Raw genomic sequence first — 22,098 nt, forward strand, 5'->3', positions numbered from 1 at the left:
GATATGGGGCGGCTTCGGTCTCTGGAGAGTCAGGAAACCTCTTAATAATGTCAGCGACGCAGATCGTTATTCAAAGAATCCTTAAGTCCTTGTGTGTGCGAATAACTGCGTCCGCCGCGGCAGCCACCACTTTCCAGTCTCCTTCCGGGTGGGTGATATTGACGGTACGGAGATTAAAAACGTCCCCAAGGTGTTCAGGAGTGATGGCTCTATGAGTCGGCAGGTCGTAGCGAATCCTGCCATTCTTCAGCATGATGATGCGGTCACAGTATTGTGATGCCAGATTAATGTCATGAACAATCGTAATGACGGCAATATTCTGTTTTGTGAGTTTGCTTAACAGTTGAAACACGGCATGCTGATGTGCCGGATCCAGACTGGCGGTGCATTCATCCAGGAACAGATAGCGGTGTGAAGACTCGCTGCTGAGCAGTTGGTTCAACACTCTGGCCAGTTGTACGCGCTGTTTCTCACCACCTGAAAGCGTTGGAAAAGCCTGTTCTGCAAAGTTCTCGGTATCGGTCATTGCCATGCATTGCAGAGCTTGCTGGTGTTCCTGTCTGCGGGAGGCTTGAGCATAAGGTGTACGCCCCATGGCAACCACTTCCCAGGCGGAAAAAGGGAAGTTCATGGGGCTGTGTTGTGGCATCACCGCCCGAGTGCGCGCCAATTGTTTGCGACTGAAGTCATCAATATTGATGTCATGATAACAAACATGACCCCTGGTCGCGGGCTGATCACCGCATAGCACTGACAACAGCGATGTTTTACCGGCACCATTGGCGCCCATGATGGCGGTCAGTTCACCTTCATGAAGTTGAACGGATACATTTTCCAGAATTGGCTTGCCGTGAATATGCAGTGTCAGATCTCGCGCATCAATCAACTCGAAAGTCCCCCCGGTTAAATCGAATAATCAACCATAGAAAAAACGGGCCTCCCAGCAGCGATGTTACTACGCCGACCGGCAGTTCCGCCGGCGCAACCACCGTTCGCGCCAGCAGGTCGGCCAGTAGCATAAGTACTGCACCTGCCACGCCGCTGACCGGTAGCAGCCAGCGGTGATCCGGCCCGATACTCAGGCGTATCAGGTGTGGAACCACGAGGCCAAAAAAGCCGATCATGCCTGTCACAGAGACGCTCGCACCCACGCATAACGCGACCAGCAGGAAAATCAGTTTACGGATTCGTGAAATAGGAATTCCAAGATGTCCGGCTACGTTTTCTCCCATGAGCAAAACATTCAGCCAACGTCCCATTAACGGCAACAGGACAATCCCGATGATGATCCAGGGAGCGGCAATCTTAATGGTCTGCCAGTTGGTGCCACCAAAGCTGCCAAGGGTCCAGAATGTCAGTGTTCGCAGTTCCGAGTCATCTGCCGCGTAGGTCATGGCTCCGGTCGCGGCCATGCATAAAGAAGACACGGCAATACCGGCGAGTATCATGGTGGTATTGCTGTTTCCCGGACTGGCACTGGCAATCAGATAAATGAACCAGGTGACCAACAGACCTCCCAGAAACGCGGCAATCGGCAGGGCCATGGCCCCCAATGGCGCAATCAGTGGCTGGGCAATGCCGTTGCCAAGTACGATCACTGCAACGGCTGTCAGTGCTGCTCCGCTGGAGACTCCAATCAGGCCCGGATCTGCCAGAGGATTTCTGAAAACGCCTTGAATAGCTGCACCGGACATCGCCAGCGCGGCACCCACCAGTATTGCCATCAGCATACGGGTCAGGCGCACATCTCCGAACACCAGGCTGGCATATTTGGGAACGCTGTCTGTGTCCGTCAGCCATTGCAGTAACATTGGCCAGCCAAGTTTCACCGGACCCAACAGCATGGATGCCATGCAGGTTATCAATAAGATCGCCAATAACCCGGTTAGCCAGACAACCTGTTTACTCATTGACGCAGTAACCATTCCTGCAACGCGAGAATGGATTGTCCGACCGAAGAGCCAAAATTCAGCAGATTCAGATGATCCACGTTATAGATGCGGTCATGCTGTACGGCTTCGGTGTATTGAATGGCTGGATTCTGTTTGATCTTTTCCAGTGGTGTTTGACTGTGAAACACCAGTATCACGTCGGGATTGGCCATGATCGCGGCTTCGGGTGTGAGTGGTTTATAGCCTGGAATGTTATTGAAGGCATTTTGCAGTCCGGCCATTTTCAGTATGCCCTCGGCACGTGTCCCGTTGCCTGCAACCATGAATCCCCGTTCGCCGCTGTCCATAATAAATAACACGCGATAGGGTTTGGGATATTGAGCGATACGTTGTTCAATGTCGTTGAAATCGGCGGCAATGGATTTTTTAAGTGATTCACCTTTGGCCGGTAGTTGCAGTTGATCTGCAACCGCACTGACTTTGTTCAGGACCCCTGCAAGGGTGTAATCATTTTCTATGATTTCCAGATCAACTCCGGCCTGACTGACCTGTTCAAGTACGCTGAGTGGCCCGGCATCCGAGGTGACCAGGATGGTATCGGGTGTCAGTGACAGCAGTCCTTCGACCGACAGCATACGCATGTAGCCGACATCCGGCAATTCAGATACTTCCGGAATCCAGGCGCTGGTGGTATCAACGCCTACCAAACGGTCTGCTGCGCCGAGTGCTACGGCGATTTCAGTCAGTGAACCATCTACGGTAACGACCTTTTGGGCATGGGCCAGTGTGGCCGACAGTAACAGCAATGCTCCAAGGGCGGCGGAGAAGGTTTTTCTCATACCTTTGTTACCTCTTTTTGAATCGCATGTCTGGCCATGCATTCAAGCACCAGGGATTGCCAGTCATAACGTTCCGGTTGTCCTTCAGTGCGTTTGCCGAATAGTTGCAGAATGACATTGCCGTGTTGGTCCAGTGCTTCGATAGAGGACACCATACCGCTGTCTGCCGGGCGTCTGAGCGCCCAGACCTGATGAATCAGACTGGTATCCAGGTGCAACGTAAAGTTGGGGTCCATCACGTTAAACCAGGCTCCCATGCGTACCAGATTTATGTTCACATCGGTATGAATCTGTACGGCCCCGCGATTATGAACGAATTCGATCGTAGGAATATTGTCGTGGCAGGCTTCGGTGAAAACATGCTCGATGGCATTGTTTTCCAGCTGACAGGCGTATTGGTCGTCCACCCATTCAAAGGCCTGTTGACGGCTGATGCCCATGTCTTTGAGTATGCCGTGAAACTGATGAATGTCGGTCATGGCCAGCCATCTTGCGGTTAACTCTTCTGCAGTGCCATTGGAAGAGGGGATGTCCGCTGCCGGATAAGGTTGAACGGATGTTGGTGTAGTTTGATCCTCATGCTGCAATGCGCTGACCAGCGCCTCCCAGGCGGACATATCAGTGTCCTCTTGGGCGTAGAATTTAATGACCGCAGTTCCGCTTTGATCAAATACCTGAATGCTGCGACGCTGGTCCTGAGTGACTGAGTACATATGATTCCAGTATTTGAAGAACATGCGCAGATCCTGCTCTCCCAGAAACAAACCGACATCCGCATTGCCGCCGGTATATTCAGCAAAACGACCTCTGGTTTCATGCACACAGGCGTTGTTACGGACCAGGCTCATGACCCTGCCCAAACGATGCAAACTGCTCACTAGCTGTTTTGGATTTGTACTCAGACGGGTTACTTCGATGCCTGACCGGGTTTCCAGTAATTCGAGTTCCGAAACATTCAGTCGCTGCGCTGCATCACGAATTCTGAGTTTGGGTTCTGCCTGCTGCAGAGATTGCCAGCGTTGCTTGAGCATCATTTTAAATACCTCTTGGTTTTTCAAATACAAGCGTTCAGTCATTGACGTCGATCAGTAAACCGGTTTAAATGTAAATGATACTAATTATCATTTGCAATATCTTTTTATGAAACAGCCAGTTTTTGTTTTGATAGCAGGGGTCGCGTTACATATCGGTGCTGCAGAACTTGATCCTCTGGTTATAACCGGCACCAAGACTGCTAAGACGCAGGATGAAAGTCCCATTTCGACAACGGTCATTACCCGGCAGCAAATTCAACAACAACAAGCGAGCACATTGGCGGAGGTGCTACAGGCTGTACCCGGTTTGCATATTCAGGAAATTCATGGTCAGAACGGTGGCGAGCTGCTGATGCAGGGAATGACCGGGAACCATATTCTGATATTGAAAGACGGTATCCCGGTCCGTCAGTCCGGTGCTAATGGTACAAATCTGTCGAGTATCGGTCTCTCTGGTGTTTCACGTATTGAAGTGGTGCCGGGAAATGCATCCGCGCTGTATGGCAATGCTGCCATGGGAGGTGTCATTAACCTGATTACCGAAGAGCGCCGTCGTGAATGGCTTACTTTTGGTATGAATCTGCGTCAGAACGAAGTGGATTCATCTCTGCCCAGTGAGCAGATCTTTAATCTTGATCATGGTGTCACATTTGGCCAGGTTCGTCTGAGCAGTCAATGGCAATGGCACGAGCGTGCCCCTTATGATGTGAGTCCAACGGATGGTTCAGAGGAAATCTCCGGTCTGAATCAATGGAGTGGCAGGGAAACCATTGATATTCAACATGCTTCGGACTTGTCTTCGAGGCTTTGGTTAAATATCGATAACGCGGAATATAACCGTGATTATGATCATGTGCTGGCCAACCAGGCATTTCCATATCGTTACCGTAGAGAAGACTCCCGCGTGGAGTATGGTTATCGTCTGACCGGCGGACTTTGGAATATTGATGTTTCCGGTGACGACAGCTATCTGAAGACCATTGAGGACAATCTCAATACCATTGATCGGGAAGTGACCAGAACAACCAAGGCTGGCAATCAGCAACTGCTTGGACAACGGACATTTATGTTTTCCAGCCATGATGTGACCACAGGCATGACATTGAGTCGCGAGTGGATGGATCAGAAAGCGGCTGAAAATGAAGTGGATAATAAGCAAAGCGAAAGCATTGAGTGGTTTGTTCAGGACGATTGGTATTTGCCTCACCGAGTGGAGTTGATTACTGGTTTACGCAGTCAATGGAACAACGACTTTGGTTTTCAGACGGTACCCAATGTCAGTCTGCGTTGGGATATTTCAGATGAGCTGTATCTTCGTGCCGGTTCCGGTCTCGGTTACCGGGTTCCTAACCTGAAGGAGCGATATTATCGGTTCGATCACAGTATCTATGGTTATGAAGTGCTCGGTAATTCCGATCTCAAACCTGAGCTGGCCTGGTCGAGTCAGCTGGAGTTGGGTTATCGGGGTTTGAGTATGGCTGTGTTTTATAAAGACCTGACCAATCTGATTGATACCGAGCTGGATGAAACAGTTAACAATGGCATTGATACCTACCGGTACAGCAATATTGGGTCTGCCAGTATTGTGGGAGCCAATGTCTCCTTTCAAAAGGTTTTGGGCCAGTATGAATGGCAGTTTAATCATCAGTGGTTGCAGACCGAGGATAGCGATACCGGGTTGTCGCTCAATAAACGTCCTGATAACCAGACAAATCTGCAACTCAGTCGCACGATTGATCATCCCTGGTGGAAGGTTCAAAAGACTCGTTTGAGTGTCGGCGCGGATTATACCGGTGAGCAGTATTATCAGGCCGAACAATCTCTGAAATCACCCGACTATCTTTTATTTGATGCCACCATCTCGCTCACTTTTTCAAATCAGTTACAACTGTCTCTGAAAGGGTCAAACCTGTCGAATGTTCAGGCTGATTCCGATCAGGAAAATGATTTACGCCCCATTGTCGGTCGACAGTGGTCTCTTAATGTTATTTATCATGTTTACTGATACGAGGATACTGACATGAAGTTCTATCATACCTGCTTATTATCGTTATGTGTGCTTGGCCTGACAGCCTGTTCATCTGAATCTGAAGACAACGATGGTAATGCTGACAACCGTGACAGCAGTGAATTCAGTACCCTGAAAGATATTGATGCCAACAGCAGCACCCTTTGGACTTATGTCAATCTCGACAGTGCAACAACGGTGACTGAAGATGATGAATGGCAGCTCGCATTCAAACGTTATGAAGTCAGAGTCAATCCGGACCTCGTATCCCTTGCACTGGCTGCCAGTCAGGATGATTTTTACAACAGTGAAGGCAAACCGATCGCCAGTGTGTTCACCAATGCCACGGCTAATTCGGAGCTTGAACATCTGCTGGCCGAATATGATTTTGATGCGATGACTTTCAACAGCGATACCTTTAAAACCGCTATCGGCGCTGATGGTACCCAATGGTATGACTATGACCGTACAACCCATCTGCTCTCCGCCAATGATGATGCCTGGTGGATCATACGTAACAGTACTGCCACGTCTTTTGCCAAATTGAGGGTGGCGACATTAAGTGAAACGCTGGACTCCACCACATTTCAGTTTAGTGACCTGAGTATGGAGATTGAATTCTATATTCAGGGAGCAAATGATGATTCATTTGCGACAACCGCCAGCACCTGGACACTGACTGCCGCCAGCGCCGCCGTGAACCGTTGCTATGATATTGACAGCTCGGATGAAGTAGATTGCAGTAGCGATGGCTGGGACATTCAGGCGGATATAGATTTTAACAACCGGAAGTTTGATTTGATTTTAAATGGAGGAGTGAGCGGTAGTGGTTATGCGGCTGCATATGGTGCACTCAATGATACCGGGATCAGCGCTTACAGTTCCGCCAGTGCATTGAATGTTAATCAGTTTGTCAGTGACAGCTGGAGTAACGCTTTTAATGATGAAGATAACAAGTGGTGGGCATACGGTGGCGATGTGACCGGTCTGGAAAGTGATCATGCGCTTTATCCCAATTATCGGGTATATGCTTTGAGCATGAATGACTCTGACCAGATTTACCTTGTACAAGTCGTTAGTTATTACCACAGCAGCTCTGCGCAATCAGCCAATCCGTCTATTCGTTATGTGAAAACCACTGCAGAATAGCCACTCATCTATGGATGCCCTTCCAATTCGACTTGGGTTTTGGGAGGGCGTGTATTAACCGGCTTCATTACTCCGTTTTTGTTAGTTAGTGGGCATTTGATGTTCGAGGTTGCGAAAAACAGCCGCGAATACGTTGACGAGCCGGTTCTCCTCATACCAGAATAGATCCCTTTTTAATGATCGTCTGAATAAGGAGATCTCATGAGAAGAGCCCTGATAGTGGCACTTTCGACTGCGTTGATCAGTGCCTGTGCTACCAGCCCCACGGGACGTTCTCAGTTGATGTTAATTTCCCCGGAGGCTGCCATCAGCGAATCCCGACAGGCTTATGTGAGTACTGTCACTGAATTGAATCAAAGCCATAAACTGATCACAGATAAGGCCTGGGTACAGCGGATTTCCACCATCACCGGGCGGCTGGTAACCGAAGCGATTAAAACTCAGCCAGCCAGTGCGGACTGGCAGTGGAGCGTGGCGATTATTGATGATCCGGATACGCTCAATGCATGGTGTATGGCCGGTGGACGCATGGCGATATACAGCGGCATCGTGACCAAACTTCAGTTAACCGATGATGAAATCGCCCAGATCATGGGGCATGAGATTTCCCATGCGCTGGCAAATCATACCGCAGAGCAGATGTCGCGGGCGGTATTGATGAATGCCGGACTGTCGGTTGCATCTCAGGTGACCGATAACAATGGCCTGGTATTAAATGGTACCGCCATAGCCGCACAATTGGCGCTGCAGTTGCCAAACAGCCGGACCGCTGAATCCGAAGCGGATCGCATTGGTATAGAACTGGCTGCACGTGCGGGTTACAACCCAAGTGCCGCCGTTAGTTTGTGGAATAAAATGTCGGCGTCTGGCAATGGTTCTACTCCACAATTTCTCAGTACTCATCCTTCACCTGAGAATCGCTCTAAAACCCTGCAGTCATTGGGGGCTGAAATGCGGGCCCTTAACCCTGGTCTGACTAAAGCCAAAGTCTATCCGGTGAAAATCATCACTGATGTTGCCCAGTTAAAATAACATTGTGTCGGACCGAACAGGGGAAGCCCTGTTCGGTCCTGATCTTTGAGCATCGGCCCGACGACGTCGAAACCACCTGGTGTGCAGAGACTTTCCGTTCATCGAACATCCCTGATTTTATTCATCCACCTGTATTGACTGACCTGCATCAGTGGGTCGGATACTTTCCCCCCGGGGCTGCAGAAATTTATCGCCAAGGTTCACTTATGCCCTTTAAGGAGTATTATTGGCCGGTATTTTTGTGAGTGTGAGGTCAGAAAATTTATACTTTGATCGATATTTTTTATCGGGAACCGCAGTACGATTAACCTGGCAAGCATCTATGCCGGATTAGTCGTGAGATGTTTGATGTGAGAGTGCCTTGTTTCAGACCAGGCATATTCACGATCTCTTTTCCAGTACTCAGTTCTCTCCTTCGCATAAACACGGACTTAAAATTAATACAATAAAGGTCTTTAATGATGAAATCTCTGATTATTTTATGTGCACTGGCATGGGTGTCGGTTATTGCCTATGGTGATTCTCAATATCAAACACAGGCAATAGATTCCCCGGATCGAAGCTTTCCTGTGTTTTATCAGCAGCTGAAAGATAAAATGTCGTTTTCGATGGCGTGGAATGACAAGGTGAAGTCTCCCAAGCGTTGGCGAAAACAGGGGCTGGCCAAAGCCCGGGAGTTAATTTTTCCGTATGAGGACAACACTCCCTTTGACGCCGTTGTCATCGACAGCGTGGAAAGAGACGGGTACCGGGCCGAAAAAGTGGTCTTTAATATCAGCGCTGAAAGCCGTGTGCTGGCGTTGTTATTGACGCCTGACGGTGATGGACCGCATCCGGCAGCGCTGTTTTTACACGATCATGGTGCGCGGTTTGATATCGGTAAAGAGAAGTTTGTGCAAACTTGGGGAGATGATGCGCGGCTCAAGTCCTCACAACAGTGGGCCGATAAGTATTTTTCCGGGCGTTTCCCCGGAGATGAACTGGCCCGGCGTGGTTATGTGGTGTTGTCGATCGACGCGCTGGGATGGGGAGATCGCTCTGTTCCCGGATTCAAAACGGATTCTCAACAGGCGCTGGCTTCCAACTTATTTAACCTTGGTAGCTCATTTGCCGGCATTATCGCGTTAGAGGATAAACGGGCTGCTGATTTTCTGGCCAGCCTGCCGCAAGTGGACACCAAACGGGTTGCCGCAGTGGGTTTTTCCATGGGCGCTTTTCGGGCCTGGCAGGTGGCGGCTTTGTCTGACTCGATCACCGCAGGTGTTGCCGACTGCTGGATGGCGACTATGAAAGGTTTAATGGTGCCCGGTAATAATCAGCTGAAAGGGCAGTCTTCGTTCACTATGTTACACCCTTATATGGCTCGCTATCTGGATTACCCTGATATCGCTGCATTGGCGGCTCCCAAACCCTTGTTGGTGTTTGCTGGTGGTCAGGATAAGTTATTTCCGGTGGACTCCGTGCAGGAGGCTTTTTCCCGGCTACATGAGGTCTGGCGCGCCAATGGTGTGGAAGATCGCTTGTTAACCCGGATCTGGCCGGACAAAAGTCATACCTTTACCGAAGATATGCAGGATGCTGCATTTGCCTGGCTGGATCAGCAGTTCGGGATTAACAGGTAAGTTCAAAATCAGTCCAGCCGGCATCCTGACCATTGATCCGTAATGACAGGGATTGCAGCCCTTCATAATAGCGACGGGTGGTGATCGAACGAATGGCATGCCGGCGACTCAGCTCCACGGTTTTTCCGGCCGCCAAAGTGATCTGCTTCCACTTGAAGACTTTGGGCTTTTGCTGGCCATTGGCTTTGCGAAAGTGCAGCAGGTAGTCGATCATCAGAGTCTGTCCGGTGCTGGCGGTTGATCGTAGTTTGCACTGAAAATCCAGCGTTTCCCCCAGGCATATTTGCCGTTGTTTCAGTTTCAAATCGATGAGTTCAAACTCGCGGGTATTCAGGCCAAAGGCCGCCAAAGTATTCGGGTGCCCCTGTTTGATCAGGGTACGACAGGCATGGCGAATCAGTTTCTGCCGTTCGGGGGTGGCGTCCTTTAGCCAGTCATGGGCCAGATCCGCTACCAGGTCCGGATGGTCTTTGGCGATGTCGTTCAGATGATTGGCGACGGATCGACGGACATATTCCTCCGAATCGTCTCGCAGAGCAGTCAGTAACGGCAGGACCGGTGTCGGATCGGCAATCAATTGCGGAAGTTGCATGGCCCAGGGTAGTCTTGGACGCGTGCCTTCAGACACCAAGCGACGTACATGGTGATTGTTACTCTGAACCCAGGTCGACAGGATTTTCAAGGCTTTGGACTGATCTGCCAGCAGAAAATAACGGACATCAAATTCGGCCGAAAAGTGTGGTGTCAGTGCTTTCAACATCTCCATGGATTGTTTAAATGCACTTTGACCATACTGACCAACAACCGCGCAAAGTGGCAGAGTCCCCCAACCGGATAGGCCATATTCATTACTTTGCCGATCTTCGGTGACATTCGGTTGCAGTAGAGCGGTGATCAGACGGTAGCGCTGCCGGGTATCAGCAGGCAGAATCCGATGCAACTCATCGGTAATCAACTGTACCCGTTGCTTGAATTCCAGGGCCGGTAATTTGGGAATAATCAGCTGTTCAAATTCACTGCGGCGAAATGATGACAGGTGTGCCTGCAGGTGATTGGCAAGACAACGAACCAATTGTTCTGAGATGTGGTCTTTGATAGTGGCCATAGTCACTTTAATCCTGGTCAATCCGGTCTTCAGCCTGGCACAGCGATGAAATTACATAATCGGTTGCCAGGCCAGCCAGATGATATTTGTGTCTGGTTTAATTAAGGTAGGTATTCAGGGACTCGCATATTTCTATGTGGGTGTCAGAACTCATATCCATAATGGCAAAGAATGCCAGACAGACTTCTGATTGCTGCTCTTCAGCCATAACCTCTTCCAGTGATTTTCGATCTTTAAACTGAATGATATCCATAAACTGACCATTGTCTCTACGTACCAGTTCGCGGCGAATAATGCCAGGCTGGTGACGAACGAATTCAGCCTGGAAACGTTCTGATGCATTTAACAGTTCGGTTTCAGTATTTCCAGCTGCCAGTTTGATTGGTGCCAGTACCGTGATTGTTTGGTTCATAACAGTTAACTCTTGGTTGATTAATTAGCATGGCTAAGCTTAAATTTAAATATGACAAATAATGACGTATTTATTTATGGCCGGCTCCTCTGTTACAAATCGGTTACATAGACTTGATCAACTTAAAGCCCGGATTCAATCCGGCGAGTCTGCGACTGTTCGTCAGGTGGCAGAAGAGTTTGGTGTGAGTATGCGTACGGTCTGTCGTGATCTGGAGATATTGCGGGATCAGGGCTTGCCCGTAGAGGCAGACCGTGGGCGTGGTGGTGGTATTCGCCTGCACCGGCAATGGGGAATCGGACGGGTTAATTTCAGCTATGCTGAAGCGGTGGATTTGTTGGTCAGCCTGGCGATTGCAGAACAAATGCAGTCGCCGTTGTTTATGGCTGATATGCAGAATATTCGACGTAAACTGATAGGTTCATTCAGTGCAGAAATGAAACAAAAAGTTAACCGTTTAAAATCCAGAATCATGGTGGGTCCGACAGTGTCCAGTATGGTTTTTGCGTCTTTTTCTTCTCCAGATCCTTCGGTGGTTAAAATTCTTCATCAAACTTTTTTACTTCAGTACCGGTTAAAGATACGATACCGCAGCGAGCAGCAGGTAGTCACTGAACGTTGCATTCAGCCACATTATTTGTTGCTGTGTTATCCTATTTGGTATGTACTTGCATGGGATGAATTACGCCAGGATGTTCGGACTTTTCGTTGTGACCGGATTATGGCGGCTCATGCAGATGAAGAAGAGTTCCGGTTATTGCCGTTTAATCGGTTTAAGGGGACTCTGGAAGGTTTGGAAACATTATAATTAAGAAAGGAGATCATCCATGTCAAAAGTTGTGTTAATGGGCCATATTATTGTTCCCCGTAGCAGTCTGGAAGCTGTTATGGCTGAACTGGATAACCATATCGCACAGACTCTACAGGAGCCCGGATGTCTGGTATTTGATGTTAAACAGGACAAATATCAGTCCAATCGCTTTAACGTTTATGAAGAATTTGTTGATAATGATGCTTTTGAGGCTCATCAGATTCGAGTGCGGAAATCCCTGTGGGGTATTCTTTCCGCCAAGGCCGAGCGGCACTACCAGGTGATTCGAGAGGCTCTATGATTTAAGGTTTTGTATTGGTTCTGTTTCAAAAATAGTAACTGATCGACCAGGCCGGCGTAACTTCTAAGCGCCGGCTTTTTTGTAATGTTAACAAACGTTATTGGATTCCCAATCCTACAAAAGCGTTCAAACGATTCACTGTCTGTTACATTTGTGTTCGGATTTTTAGTAATGCGTTGAACAGCAGTTGTTTATCACCCTCACTGATATAATCCACATTTATTTGCTGACTGAATAGATCGTACTGCGATGGCTGAAATACGCCATATTGTTTTTGATATTGTGCGATCTGTTCGATGATCTGGTCTCCGAGTTTTAATAGTTCGGGTCTTACCACTGAGTTCAGGTCTCTGGCTGCATGATCAGTCGGGTGGGACAAAAACTCTGCTCGGTAGCGATATTGAATTGCCTTTGCCACGGCAATCTGAGCCTGAAAGAAAGATTCAACTGTACTCGGATCGAGTCCTTTTTGTCTGGCGGCATCTTTGGCCTGCTCGATCACCGTTGCTTCACGCCCGATGTCTTCAATGGGTAAATGATTGTCGGCTTTGTATATCGCCACGTCTTCCATATAGCTAAGGCGCTTGTTAATGGTGCTGAACAATGTTTCAGCATTGGTGTCAGCGTTGGCCTGTAGAGCCAGCAGAGTCAGCATGAGTGTCGTCAGTAGTGTTTTCATGAAGTTACCGTTTTGATGAAAAACGGCAATTTACCACTTATAAATACACGGATGCCAATATCCTGGTGGCGTATATCCAGGTATTACGAAGTCATTACTTTTGGCAATATTGGAAGTGTCAGGGATGCACGGCGGCGGATACGTTTGGGGTTCTGACAGATGGTTTCAATTGTGTCCCAGCGGGATAACCAGTGGTGTGTGTGATACCGGGTCGTCAATGATGGTACACGGCAGTCCAAATACTTCATGGATCAGCTCGGCAGTCACAATCTCACGTGGGTTACCCGTTGCGATTATGTTGCCGTCCCGCATGGCAATGATGTGATCGGCATAGCGACAGGCATGGTTAAGGTCGTGCAATACTGCAACCAATGTTTGACCGACTTTCTGATTTAGTGTACGGAACAATTCCAGCAATTCGATCTGATGGGCGATGTCGAGATAGGTGGTTGGTTCGTCCAGTAACAGCAATGAGGTTTGTTGGGCCAGTACCATGGCGATCCATACTCTTTGACGCTGACCACCGGACAGTTGATCGACGGGTACGGTTGCCAGACGGTCTACTCCTGTAGCGTGCATGGCATTTTGAATCGCTTCTTCATCTTCCGGACGCCATTGCTGGAACCAGGTCTGATGTGGGTAGCGTCCTCTGGAGACCAGCTCGGCGACGCTGATGCCATCTGGAGCGGTAGAGCTTTGTGGTAACAACCCAAGTCTTCGGGCGACTTCTTTGGTGGGATAGCTGTGGATATCCCGTCCGTCCAGTGCGACAGTGCCAGCCAGTGGTTTAAGCAACCGACTCAAAGCTCTTAATAGCGTGGATTTGCCACAGGCGTTTGGTCCTACGATTACCGTAAATGAGCCTTCTGGAATGGTAACGGTCAGCTGTTCCGAAATGACCTTTTGAGGATAACCTATCGTCAGGTTTTCGGCTTTCAGGGGCGCGATTTTGTCAGAGAAGGGTGGAACGGTGCAGGCGGTCATAATGATTTTGATTCCCTTAGCAATAGCCAGACTAAATAGATTCCCCCAATACTCACGGTGACGACTCCAACGGGCAGTTGGTTGGGGGCAAACAAGGTCTGGGATAAAAAATCAGCGGTTAACAGTAGTGTCGCCCCCATCAACCCGGCTGCTGGAAATGTCACACTGTGACTGCCGGTGAGGCGTTTGGCCAGTTGGGGAGCTGCCAGTGCAATAAATGAGACAGGACCCGCCGCCGCGGTGACTGCAGCGGTCAAGGCGACGCCTGCCAGCATCAACCAGAGCCGGGTTCGTTCCGCTGCCACTCCAAGGGCGTTGGCAGCATCGTCGCCCATTTCCAGCAGACGCATCCGGGTGGTCAGGGTGGTGGCGAAAAATATCGTGATAAAAATAACCATTGCCGCCGGAATGCCTTTATTCCAGGTGATGCCATTCAACGTACCAGCTCCCCAGAGAGCTGCAGACATGGCTGATTCCAGACTGGCGGAAATCAGCATCCAGGTATTCAGTGCCGTTAGCATGGCACTGATGGCAATGCCGACAATGATCAACCGAAATCCTTGTACTCCCTGGCGATAGGCCAGCAGATAAACCAGTGCGGCGGAACCGATACCGCCAATCAAGGCGCCGGCGGCAAGATGAAAATAATGCCCGCCAAATAAAATAATAGTAACGATCACTCCAGTATAAGAGCCGGTATTAAAGCCAATTACATCGGGGCTGCCTAAAGGGTTGCGAATCAATGATTGAAAAATAGTACCGCTGATACCGAGTGCTGCTCCCAGGGTCATCGCCATAAATATTCTTGGCAAACGCCATTGTGTTACCACAGTCACCAGATATTCCGGCCCACTGCCCATGAGTGCCTGTAGGAGTTGTGAAGCAGACAGAGTGAGCTGCCCGCTGGACAGCGCAATAATGGAAATCGTACTGCAAACCAAGATCAATCCGATCAGACCAAGGCGATATTGATTAGGCTTGTGATACATGGTCTTGGCTGGGTTCATAACATGCTCAGGGACTTTTTGGATCGTACCAGCATGATCAGTACGGGAGCGCCGATAAAGGCTGTTACGATGGAAACACGCAATTCCCCGGTCACTATGATTCGGCCGAGAATATCTGATGACAGTAATAGTGTCGGCGCCATCACCATGGTCAGTGGAATGATCCAGCGCTGATCGGGGCCGATGATCCAGCGGGCGATATGTGGAACCATCAGTCCGATAAACGCAATGGGGCCGGCAGCGGCAGTGGCACCTCCGCAAAGCAGGGTAATGCTGACCAGTCCCCAGAATTGAATGCCGACGATCCGAGAGCCCAGAGAGGCGGCCAGATCCTCACCCATGCTCAATGCATTGAGTGAGCGTGATAACCATAGGGCGATAACGCAGCCAATGATAATAAACGGTGCACAGGTTGCAGGAATATTGATGTTCCTGACGTCCAAAGTACCGGCTTCCCAAAAACGGGTGCGGTCAAATACCTCGGGACTGAGCAGTGTAATACCTGATGCGATACCGCTGAGTACTGCACCAATGGCAATGCCTGCCAGGGTTAATTTGAGTGGGTTGGTTTTACCTGCGGCAAGGGTGCCGATCAGAAACACTATGACGGTGGTGATGCATGCTCCCAGAAAGGCAAACCAGATGTAGTCTTCAATGCTGACCGCACTAAAGAATGCGATGCCGATGACCACCGCAAAACCGGCTCCCGCATTGACACCGAAAATCCCCGGATCCGCCAGAGGATTACGGGTAATGGCCTGTATGATTGCCCCAGCGGTTCCCAGCCCTGCGCCAGCCAGCAAACCCAGTAAGGTTCTGGGGACTCTACCTTGGAGAATAATAATGCTGTCAGTGTGAATGTTTCCGTTCAGCAGGCTATCCACAACGACTTTGAAAGGAATCGCTTTTGACCCGATCAACAGGCTCAATACAGAGACCAGTAGCAATAGCATTGAACTGAGCCCCAACCAACGCAAACAATATTTTTGCCTGGCTTTGAGGGTCAATGAATGGCTGGAACCGGGTGAAGGTATGAACAACAACGACATAGTTGACTCTAAATAATAATAATATTGATTATCATTTGTGTTTGTGGATGGTAGCATGCCAGCCCGGCTCATGCATCAATAAAAGTTGACCACTTTGTCGAAAGGTTGATATCGGTTGGAGTTTATTTGGCTTCGGGCAGTTAATCCTAGGCGTGTCAGTCCGGCAAATACGTTACCTGAAATCGTGCATGATCCGTTTCTAATGTTTAATTGCATGCGGATTACTATGGCTAAATCAATTTTTCTTGACTTCAGTTTACTGAAAACCAACCCGGAATTTCGCGCCATCTTTATCGCCCGTTTGATGTCCGTTCTCGGCATCGGTATGTTGAATGTTGCGGTACCTGTGCAGATTCATGCATTGACCGGATCGACACTACAGGTAGGTCTGGCTGTGGCGCTTGATGGTATTGGTATGTTTTTGGGGCTGATGCTGGGTGGGGTGCTGGCGGATCGCTGGGATCGCCGCAAGCTGATTTTGTTTTCTCGTTTTACCTGTGGTATCGGGTTTGTTGGGTTGGCCGTCAATAGTTTTTATAGTGAGCCATCGGTGTTGGCAGTCTATATCGTTGCCTTGTGGGATGGTTTTTTCAGTGCTATTGGCATGACAGCGTTGCTGGCTTCGTTGCCCCATCTGGTTGGGCGCGAAAATATTCCTGCCGCAGGGGCGCTGAGCATGCTGATTGTTCGGGTCGGCTCGGTTGTATCACCCGCTATTGCCGGGGTGGTGATCGTCGCAGCAGGCGTCAGTTGGAATTATACCCTTGCCGCCATAGGGACGCTGGCCACGCTATTGTCTCTGGTGCGTTTGCCACCGATGAAACCTGATATTCCTGAGCAGCCGGAACATCCGATACGTTCTTTGATCGGAGGGTTTCAGTTCGTTCTGACTCATCGCATTGTTGGTTCGGTTGTAGCGCTGGGGACTGTGGAAGCGTTGGTCAGTTCTATCCGCGTGCTGTTTCCGGCGTTGGCGATGGCGGCATTTGGGGGAGGCCCGTTTGAAGTGGGGCTGATGTATTCTGCAGTACCGCTGGGGGCTACCATTGGTGCGTTGACCAGCGGTTGGGTGCGAGATGCCTCCCGTCCTGGCGTGATCATGCTAACCACTGCATTGCTGATGTTCCTGACGGTCATGTTGATGAGCACGATCAGCTACTTACTATTGATGCTGATGGCCCTGGCGCTGTTAGGTTATCTTGGTTCGATAGGTTCGTTGCTGCAGTATTCCATTGTTCAAGGGCACACACCTGATCATATGCTGGGACGTATTAATAGTTTCTGGACTGCTCAGGATGTGGTTGGTGATTCTGCTGGAGCTTTGGGGATTGGTATTTTAGGACGGATACTGGCACCGCTAATGACGTTGATGACCTTTGGTCTGACGACTTTCTCGCTTGGCATGCTGATGGCCGTCAGCTTTAGATCCCTGCGTCGGGCCAGTCTGAATGATCCTGCGATGCAGGAAGTTGCCATGGTTTCCGAAGAGGTACCGGCAAACGGTTAGTCTTCCTGTTCGTTGCTCTGATCAGAATGGCGGGTATCGTGGTGAGACTGCTCAATGATCAGGGCTTCCAGCTTCAACATGACTTCCATTTCGATTTTCTGCACAAAGGATGGCAATACCTTGTCGATGGCTTCCTGGATAATACCGCCTAATTCCTGATGCAGCTGATCCAACAGGTCTTCAGCGGTCAATTGATGCTGCTCAGGCGTGGTATTCTGGGCGTCTTCCCTGATCACTTCCTCTTTGGGAAAAATGAACTCTTCCTCTTCCGGCAACTCTATGGGAGTTTCAAACCGGCTTTCCGGCTTTGTCAGAGGGTCTGGCAGATCGAACAGAGAATGTGTTGCTGATAGATCTGAATCGGGCACTGGGGTTATCCGGTTTTGGCGAATAATTCTGGCCAGTTCCTCGGCGGCTTTGGCTTCAGCGTCGTTACGTTTGCTGATTAACTGAGCCAGGGTTTCACTGGAAAGAAAAGGGTTTTCTTTGCGTTGTTGAATGGTTTTTTCATGCCCGACAACTTCTTCCAGTGTAGGAATAAAGTTATCTTTGTCCGCATGTTGTTCTTCACTCAACGTATCTTTCAGGTTCTCCAGTTCCTGAAGCAGCTTATCTGTTCCAGTATCCTTATCATTTGACATCGTTGCTCCGCCAGCCTCCAGGGCATTATTTTCTCAGGTCATGACGGTGTAAAGGATACCCTCTTTGTTGGAAAAAACGATAGTGCTTCCTGCTGTTAGTCAGAATTTCCGGTTGCTGGCATACCACCTCAATATAGCGCTCAAAGCGACTGAAGAATTCCGGAATGTTTTGCCCCATGTTAACAATCACATTGTTATGGTGATGCGGATTATCCTGCCAGGTGATTTCAATCGGGTGTCCTGAATCCGGCTCAATAATTCCATGGGGGATAAATGATTCTGGTTTAAAATCCCACAGGCGGGTATCCAGTATGCCTGCTTCATGAGCATCGTCGACACAGATCAGTATCCGGTGTCCGAGGCCGTGGATTTTATCCACCAGACGACAACAGTAGTTGACCCTGTCATCGATGCTGGAGCTGGCGAGTATATGAAAATCCACTCTGGTCATAGGTTTCTTGATGATTGTAGAGAAAAACAGAATTTGAGCCCCCGTGATAAACGAGCAATCATAGAGGCACCGTCATTTTATACTTGGCGTGTCGTGTACCCTGAAAAATCCGGTCTGGGTTTGTCATAGAGTTCGGAAATCAGAGGGGAACGGATTATATAGTCAGCAGATGCCTGATTACATGCTACCGGTATATTCCATAATGCCGCTATGCGTAGCAATGCTTTGATATCCGGATCGTGAGGCATGGGTTCCAGGGGGTCCCAGAAAAAGATCAGCATGTCGATTTTCCCTTCGGCAATCTTGGCGCCAATCTGCTGATCCCCGCCCAAAGGACCGCTGAGCAGCCGGTTGATTTTCTTGCCCAGAGCCTCTTCCATTAACCGTCCGGTAGTTCCGGTGGCATAGATGTTCATATTTTCGAAATACCGGATATTTATTTTGGCCCAGTCAGTCAGTTCCTGTTTTTTGTGGTCATGGGCAACCAATGCGACGTTTTTTACAGCCATAGTCGTAATCCTTCGGTCAGTTGTTGGTCAGGGTCCAGCGTGCCTTGAGCACGAAGGTCTTTTTCAGTAACGGAGTACACCCATAGTAAAGCAGTAACCCGATCAGATCGGCACCCCAGTCAGCCAGAGAAAAGGTTCGATAGGGGAAAAAACTCTGTGCCGCTTCAATAAAAATGCCGAAAACCGCCAGGCTTAATACCTTAGTCCCCCAGAAAGAGCGTTTTGGGAATGCCGCATCTATTAATAGCGCTAATCCAAAGTAAGCAATGAGATGGTTGATTTTGTCGTTACTGCCGGCCGGTTGAGCGATGGGGGCCAGAGACAAATAAGTCACGACGAGTATTGCCGCAGCAAACAGCCATCTGGCTGAAGCAAGCCAAAGTCTTTCCAGATTGAGATTAAACGAGTGCAGAGACATGACAAACCTTAAATTGTATAGGAGGTATTGTGCCTGATTATCCACATATGCTCATTAAAAAATGAATTTTGAAGAAAAACTCAGATTTTTTATGAGGCTAATAACATGAAACATACACTGGTTCAGCACAATGCCGTGTTTTTGTCCTTTTTAAGTAAAGGTGGCGAGTTATGGAAATATGTTTACTAGTGAGCTCTGATGCTTATGCACAATCCTTGAGCGTCAATTGTCAAGAGGTGGTTTTTTCTCTCAAAAAAAACCTTTTTAACCTGTTGACATTTATAAGTTATTGAAAAATAAAAGAATTTTCATGTTGATCAAAAAATGATCAATTTAACGAATACCCTCAAAAATCGGGTAATTTGATGGTTACCGCAATGCTTATCAACAGTTTTATCCACAGAATTCGTGGATAAAGTGCTACAAGCTAGATATGACGCGGGGTTTACAAAAACACTCTGATTTTAAGTCGTTTGTGGATAAAAATTTAGAGTGTTTTTTCCAGAAGCGACAGTATTGAGAAAAGTTATCCTCAATTATGACAAGCTGTATTAATTGATTTTTTCTTGACTTTCTTTCGATGTGATGATTGACATAAGCAGTTGAAAAATAAAGAAAATTTGAACTGGTTCTATTTTGCGCAAATTGGTGAAACTCCCGTGAACTCTGTCTTGCAGGAACTTTTCCAATTTTATTTAACAAAGTTATCCACAGTTTTTGTGCATAACTTGAGATGTAGCCAATCTATTATCAATGTCGTGAGTAGCTTTGCCGCTGATTTATGGCAGGCTGGCAGTGAGTGTGTGTCTTTGGTTTTGACGGAAATCGGGTCCACCAGTCACAAACTTCAGAACTGAGACGGATTTCCTGTTGCACCCATGTATTCTGTTGTCAAAATCACACATAATGTCGCGCGTTTGTTTTTATGCTCTTATTTGCGATTTGTCCGTTGACCGACATACAGCACGTGTGCAACATGCTGGCACCGGTTCAGGTTGTTCAGAGTTACCACGCCGATATTGGTCACTTCTTCATCGTTTTACTCTTTTTGCAATCGTGGTAATAGCTTTTAATCGCTTCATGGATAAATACACATTGGGTGTTGGTCGCTCAAACCAGACGGGTGATGTGTCCAGCTTGGAAAATAAAAGCGTAAACGGGTATTTGAAGAGGACGGGATTGTGTCGACAAGTGTGATTGTGGAGTGGGCGGTAGCGAATCCGGGACAGGCGGTTCTGGTGTTTTGCTGCTGCTGGGTGCTGCTGTTTTTTGCCAGGTCGATGGTGCATCAGTTGTTGCTCGCGCTGGCCGGTTGGGTTTCAAGGTTGTTGCGGCATATGGTGAAGCTGCTTTTGATATGGTTGGACAAAATCAATGTTCGTAACCGTGAAGTGCTGCTCAATCAGGCGTTGCAGTTGCAGGAGCAGCTGATTGAGCGTGAATTTCAGCGAATTGCCGGTATCGTGAACAACGATCTTTCTGGCTATCCGTTACTGCAGAAGGCGATTGCCAGTCAAATTTCTCTGATAGAAGAAGATTATCGGAAATGTGGGCTGGAGCCGGAACCGTCACCAGAGTGGGTTGAGGCGCTGGCTGTTATTGTTGAGCTGAAGAAGACCCAGGAAGGGCATCCTGCGTTACTGAAAATATTAACGGATATTCACGAGTCAGCCGTTAGCCTGCAAAAGAAGTCTCTGGGTGATTATCGTGACGCAATTGCCCGAAAGCATCAACTGTTGCACGCTATGATGCCGCATTGGCGACGGCTTCATAATTCGGTATCCGGTATTGGCGGTAAAATCAGAGGGCTTGTTGAGCATGCTGTTGTCATTGACCGTTATATGCAGAGTTATGAGGAAATACGCAGTCAGACCGATCAGATTCACAGACAATTGCTGTCTTCGGTAACCTCCAGGTTTATTCGGGATTGTCTGTTTATGGTTGCGGGCTTGGCCGGTATAGGATTGAATCTGGTGTTGATTTCGGCGCATCTGGGAGGTGTTGTAAAGGTTGCTGAGTCAACATCTTTTATATATACCCCTCAGTTTTCGGCAATAACGCTTGTTCTCATGCAGTTGTCGGTAAGTCTGGTGTTGTTGGAGTTGTTGCGGGTAACCAATATGTTTGCCGGCTTTGGGCGATTGTCCGAAACGCTGAGGCGGCGGTTGACATGGGTGTTTATTTCTTTGTTGCTGGGGTTTGCTGCGGTTGAATCCGGTTCCATGTTGATTGAGCCAAGTAATGGCGAAGCTGCTGTTGAGGATATATTGGGTATTGTCGGCGAGTCTTTGCCGGTGGATGATGCGTTGTTGCCGGTGGTTCCCCAGATGCTGCTGGGATTTGTTCTGCCACTGGCACTGACCGTTGTGTTGATTCCATTTGAGGGAATTATCCGTGATTCCAGAGTGATTGCTGGACGCTTGGTAGAATACTTTTTTGTTGTAATGATTACAGTATTGAGATTAATGGCGCGGCATGTTTCGGCATTGCTACGTCTTGGAATTCCTTTGTTTGATCTATTGATTTTTCTTCCTTTATGGGTGGATGGATTTGTCCGGGAGAAAGCTCATGAGATTAAGCAGAAAGGTGCCGGGAAGAAAGAAGAATTACCCGTGGCAGGCGGTGCATTTTTAAGAAAAGACTGAATA

At 48.6% G+C, this 22,098-nt stretch carries 22 protein-coding genes; 8 read left to right on the top strand and 14 right to left on the bottom strand.

Annotated elements, in window-relative coordinates; genetic code table 11:
• Positions 1-70: 70 nt before the first annotated feature.
• The 4 genes from YC6258_RS12795 to YC6258_RS12810 are packed head-to-tail and all read right to left on the bottom strand — an operon-like array spanning position 71 to position 3,765.
• Positions 71-886 (bottom strand): heme ABC transporter ATP-binding protein, encoded by an 816-nt coding sequence (locus YC6258_RS12795; protein ID WP_044617338.1) that lies wholly within the window; start codon positions 884-886, stop codon positions 71-73.
• The gene (locus tag YC6258_RS12800) at positions 879-1,910 is read right to left on the bottom strand and encodes a FecCD family ABC transporter permease (protein WP_144407637.1); all 1,032 of its coding nucleotides are present in this window, start codon (positions 1,908-1,910) and stop codon (positions 879-881) included. Before YC6258_RS12800 ends, YC6258_RS12795 begins: the two co-directional genes overlap by 8 nt.
• Positions 1,907-2,731, bottom strand: a complete 825-nt coding sequence (locus tag YC6258_RS12805; RefSeq protein WP_044617340.1) for a heme/hemin ABC transporter substrate-binding protein — start codon at positions 2,729-2,731, stop codon at positions 1,907-1,909. Before YC6258_RS12805 ends, YC6258_RS12800 begins: the two co-directional genes overlap by 4 nt.
• Positions 2,728-3,765 carry a hemin-degrading factor gene (locus YC6258_RS12810; RefSeq protein ID WP_044620003.1) on the bottom strand — a complete coding sequence of 346 codons (1,038 nt, stop codon included), beginning with the start codon at positions 3,763-3,765 and terminating at the stop codon, positions 2,728-2,730. The genes YC6258_RS12805 and YC6258_RS12810 overlap by 4 nt, the downstream gene beginning before the upstream one ends.
• 106 nt (positions 3,766-3,871) lie before the next feature.
• On the opposite strand from YC6258_RS12810, the gene YC6258_RS12815 reads away from it, so the two are divergent.
• The 4 genes from YC6258_RS12815 (at position 3,872) to YC6258_RS12830 (ending at position 9,576) form a co-directional block, all read left to right on the top strand.
• The gene (locus tag YC6258_RS12815) at positions 3,872-5,770 is read left to right on the top strand and encodes a TonB-dependent receptor plug domain-containing protein (protein ID WP_044617341.1); all 1,899 of its coding nucleotides are present in this window, start codon (positions 3,872-3,874) and stop codon (positions 5,768-5,770) included.
• Between the two features lie 15 nt (positions 5,771-5,785).
• Positions 5,786-6,922 (top strand): HmuY family protein, encoded by a 1,137-nt coding sequence (locus YC6258_RS12820; RefSeq protein WP_044617342.1) that lies wholly within the window; start codon positions 5,786-5,788, stop codon positions 6,920-6,922.
• Positions 6,923-7,123: 201 nt separating this feature from the next.
• Positions 7,124-7,954: a M48 family metallopeptidase gene (locus tag YC6258_RS12825; RefSeq protein ID WP_044617343.1), complete on the top strand. Its 831-nt coding sequence runs from the start codon at positions 7,124-7,126 to the stop codon at positions 7,952-7,954.
• Positions 7,955-8,415: 461 nt separating this feature from the next.
• Positions 8,416-9,576 carry a dienelactone hydrolase family protein gene (locus tag YC6258_RS12830; RefSeq protein WP_044617344.1) on the top strand — a complete coding sequence of 387 codons (1,161 nt, stop codon included), beginning with the start codon at positions 8,416-8,418 and terminating at the stop codon, positions 9,574-9,576.
• Here YC6258_RS12830 and YC6258_RS12835 read toward each other — a convergent pair.
• Both YC6258_RS12835 and YC6258_RS12840 read right to left on the bottom strand, forming a co-directional pair.
• On the bottom strand, positions 9,566-10,681 hold the full coding sequence (locus tag YC6258_RS12835) for a DNA alkylation repair protein (RefSeq protein ID WP_044617345.1): 1,116 nt from the start codon (positions 10,679-10,681) through the stop codon (positions 9,566-9,568). The two genes, YC6258_RS12830 and YC6258_RS12835, sit on opposite strands and share 11 nt — an antisense overlap.
• 97 nt (positions 10,682-10,778) lie before the next feature.
• Positions 10,779-11,093 carry a hypothetical protein gene (locus tag YC6258_RS12840; RefSeq protein ID WP_044617346.1) on the bottom strand — a complete coding sequence of 105 codons (315 nt, stop codon included), beginning with the start codon at positions 11,091-11,093 and terminating at the stop codon, positions 10,779-10,781.
• Between the two features lie 61 nt (positions 11,094-11,154).
• Here YC6258_RS12840 and YC6258_RS12845 point away from each other — a divergent pair, with 61 nt between their 5' ends.
• Both YC6258_RS12845 and YC6258_RS12850 read left to right on the top strand, forming a co-directional pair.
• Positions 11,155-11,901 (top strand): helix-turn-helix transcriptional regulator, encoded by a 747-nt coding sequence (locus tag YC6258_RS12845; protein ID WP_044617347.1) that lies wholly within the window; start codon positions 11,155-11,157, stop codon positions 11,899-11,901.
• A gap of 19 nt (positions 11,902-11,920) precedes the next feature.
• Positions 11,921-12,205 (top strand): putative quinol monooxygenase, encoded by a 285-nt coding sequence (locus YC6258_RS12850; RefSeq protein WP_044617348.1) that lies wholly within the window; start codon positions 11,921-11,923, stop codon positions 12,203-12,205.
• A 145-nt stretch (positions 12,206-12,350) separates the two neighbouring features.
• Here YC6258_RS12850 and YC6258_RS12855 read toward each other — a convergent pair whose 3' ends face one another.
• The 4 genes from YC6258_RS12855 to fepD all read right to left on the bottom strand — a co-directional run bounded on the left by YC6258_RS12855 (position 12,351) and on the right by fepD (position 15,924).
• Positions 12,351-12,884, bottom strand: coding sequence for a chorismate mutase (locus tag YC6258_RS12855; RefSeq protein ID WP_044617349.1), 534 nt, complete (start codon positions 12,882-12,884; stop codon positions 12,351-12,353).
• 165 nt (positions 12,885-13,049) lie between these two features.
• Positions 13,050-13,868 (bottom strand): ABC transporter ATP-binding protein, encoded by an 819-nt coding sequence (locus YC6258_RS12860; RefSeq protein WP_044617350.1) that lies wholly within the window; start codon positions 13,866-13,868, stop codon positions 13,050-13,052.
• Positions 13,865-14,875: an iron-enterobactin ABC transporter permease gene (gene fepG / locus YC6258_RS12865; protein WP_044617351.1), complete on the bottom strand. Its 1,011-nt coding sequence runs from the start codon at positions 14,873-14,875 to the stop codon at positions 13,865-13,867. Before fepG ends, YC6258_RS12860 begins: the two co-directional genes overlap by 4 nt.
• Positions 14,872-15,924, bottom strand: coding sequence for a Fe(3+)-siderophore ABC transporter permease (gene fepD / locus YC6258_RS12870; protein ID WP_052830255.1), 1,053 nt, complete (start codon positions 15,922-15,924; stop codon positions 14,872-14,874). The genes fepG and fepD overlap by 4 nt, the downstream gene beginning before the upstream one ends.
• 226 nt (positions 15,925-16,150) lie before the next feature.
• On the opposite strand from fepD, the gene entS reads away from it, so the two are divergent.
• Positions 16,151-17,431 carry an enterobactin transporter EntS gene (gene entS / locus YC6258_RS12875; protein WP_044617352.1) on the top strand — a complete coding sequence of 427 codons (1,281 nt, stop codon included), beginning with the start codon at positions 16,151-16,153 and terminating at the stop codon, positions 17,429-17,431.
• Here entS and YC6258_RS12880 read toward each other — a convergent pair.
• The 4 genes from YC6258_RS12880 to YC6258_RS12895 form a co-directional block, all read right to left on the bottom strand.
• On the bottom strand, positions 17,428-18,072 hold the full coding sequence (locus YC6258_RS12880; RefSeq protein ID WP_044617353.1) for a hypothetical protein: 645 nt from the start codon (positions 18,070-18,072) through the stop codon (positions 17,428-17,430). The genes entS and YC6258_RS12880 overlap by 4 nt on opposite strands.
• A 25-nt stretch (positions 18,073-18,097) precedes the next feature.
• Positions 18,098-18,523 (bottom strand): DNA polymerase III subunit chi, encoded by a 426-nt coding sequence (locus tag YC6258_RS12885; RefSeq protein ID WP_044617354.1) that lies wholly within the window; start codon positions 18,521-18,523, stop codon positions 18,098-18,100.
• A gap of 77 nt (positions 18,524-18,600) precedes the next feature.
• The gene (locus tag YC6258_RS12890) at positions 18,601-19,032 is read right to left on the bottom strand and encodes a methylglyoxal synthase (protein ID WP_044617355.1); all 432 of its coding nucleotides are present in this window, start codon (positions 19,030-19,032) and stop codon (positions 18,601-18,603) included.
• Positions 19,033-19,048: 16 nt separating this feature from the next.
• Complete coding sequence (locus YC6258_RS12895) at positions 19,049-19,450, bottom strand: VanZ family protein (protein ID WP_052830256.1); 402 nt, start codon at positions 19,448-19,450, stop codon at positions 19,049-19,051.
• Between the two features lie 1,181 nt (positions 19,451-20,631).
• Here YC6258_RS12895 and YC6258_RS12900 point away from each other — a divergent pair.
• On the top strand, positions 20,632-22,095 hold the full coding sequence (locus YC6258_RS12900; protein WP_044617356.1) for a hypothetical protein: 1,464 nt from the start codon (positions 20,632-20,634) through the stop codon (positions 22,093-22,095).
• The last annotated feature ends 3 nt before the right edge of the window (positions 22,096-22,098 follow it).

Origin of the sequence: Gynuella sunshinyii YC6258, from assembly GCF_000940805.1 — a bacterium.
GTDB lineage: Bacteria > Pseudomonadota > Gammaproteobacteria > Pseudomonadales > Natronospirillaceae > Gynuella > Gynuella sunshinyii.

Bases quoted from the DNA above. Each gene is read 5' to 3' on its own strand.
- YC6258_RS12800 (WP_144407637.1), bottom strand. From the start codon at position 1,910: ATGAGTAAACAGGTTGTCTGGCTAACCGGGTTATTGGCGATCTTATTG.
- YC6258_RS12805 (WP_044617340.1), bottom strand. From the start codon at position 2,731: ATGAGAAAAACCTTCTCCGCCGCCCTTGGAGCATTGCTGTTACTGTCG.
- YC6258_RS12810 (WP_044620003.1), bottom strand. From the start codon at position 3,765: ATGATGCTCAAGCAACGCTGGCAATCTCTGCAGCAGGCAGAACCCAAA.
- YC6258_RS12815 (WP_044617341.1), top strand. From the start codon at position 3,872: ATGAAACAGCCAGTTTTTGTTTTGATAGCAGGGGTCGCGTTACATATC.
- YC6258_RS12820 (WP_044617342.1), top strand. From the start codon at position 5,786: ATGAAGTTCTATCATACCTGCTTATTATCGTTATGTGTGCTTGGCCTG.
- YC6258_RS12825 (WP_044617343.1), top strand. From the start codon at position 7,124: ATGAGAAGAGCCCTGATAGTGGCACTTTCGACTGCGTTGATCAGTGCC.
- YC6258_RS12830 (WP_044617344.1), top strand. From the start codon at position 8,416: ATGAAATCTCTGATTATTTTATGTGCACTGGCATGGGTGTCGGTTATT.
- YC6258_RS12835 (WP_044617345.1), bottom strand. From the start codon at position 10,681: ATGGCCACTATCAAAGACCACATCTCAGAACAATTGGTTCGTTGTCTT.
- YC6258_RS12840 (WP_044617346.1), bottom strand. From the start codon at position 11,093: ATGAACCAAACAATCACGGTACTGGCACCAATCAAACTGGCAGCTGGA.
- YC6258_RS12845 (WP_044617347.1), top strand. From the start codon at position 11,155: ATGACGTATTTATTTATGGCCGGCTCCTCTGTTACAAATCGGTTACAT.
- YC6258_RS12850 (WP_044617348.1), top strand. From the start codon at position 11,921: ATGTCAAAAGTTGTGTTAATGGGCCATATTATTGTTCCCCGTAGCAGT.
- YC6258_RS12855 (WP_044617349.1), bottom strand. From the start codon at position 12,884: ATGAAAACACTACTGACGACACTCATGCTGACTCTGCTGGCTCTACAG.
- YC6258_RS12860 (WP_044617350.1), bottom strand. From the start codon at position 13,868: ATGACCGCCTGCACCGTTCCACCCTTCTCTGACAAAATCGCGCCCCTG.
- fepG (WP_044617351.1), bottom strand. From the start codon at position 14,875: ATGAACCCAGCCAAGACCATGTATCACAAGCCTAATCAATATCGCCTT.
- fepD (WP_052830255.1), bottom strand. From the start codon at position 15,924: ATGTCGTTGTTGTTCATACCTTCACCCGGTTCCAGCCATTCATTGACC.
- entS (WP_044617352.1), top strand. From the start codon at position 16,151: ATGGCTAAATCAATTTTTCTTGACTTCAGTTTACTGAAAACCAACCCG.
- YC6258_RS12880 (WP_044617353.1), bottom strand. From the start codon at position 18,072: ATGTCAAATGATAAGGATACTGGAACAGATAAGCTGCTTCAGGAACTG.
- YC6258_RS12885 (WP_044617354.1), bottom strand. From the start codon at position 18,523: ATGACCAGAGTGGATTTTCATATACTCGCCAGCTCCAGCATCGATGAC.
- YC6258_RS12890 (WP_044617355.1), bottom strand. From the start codon at position 19,032: ATGGCTGTAAAAAACGTCGCATTGGTTGCCCATGACCACAAAAAACAG.
- YC6258_RS12895 (WP_052830256.1), bottom strand. From the start codon at position 19,450: ATGTCTCTGCACTCGTTTAATCTCAATCTGGAAAGACTTTGGCTTGCT.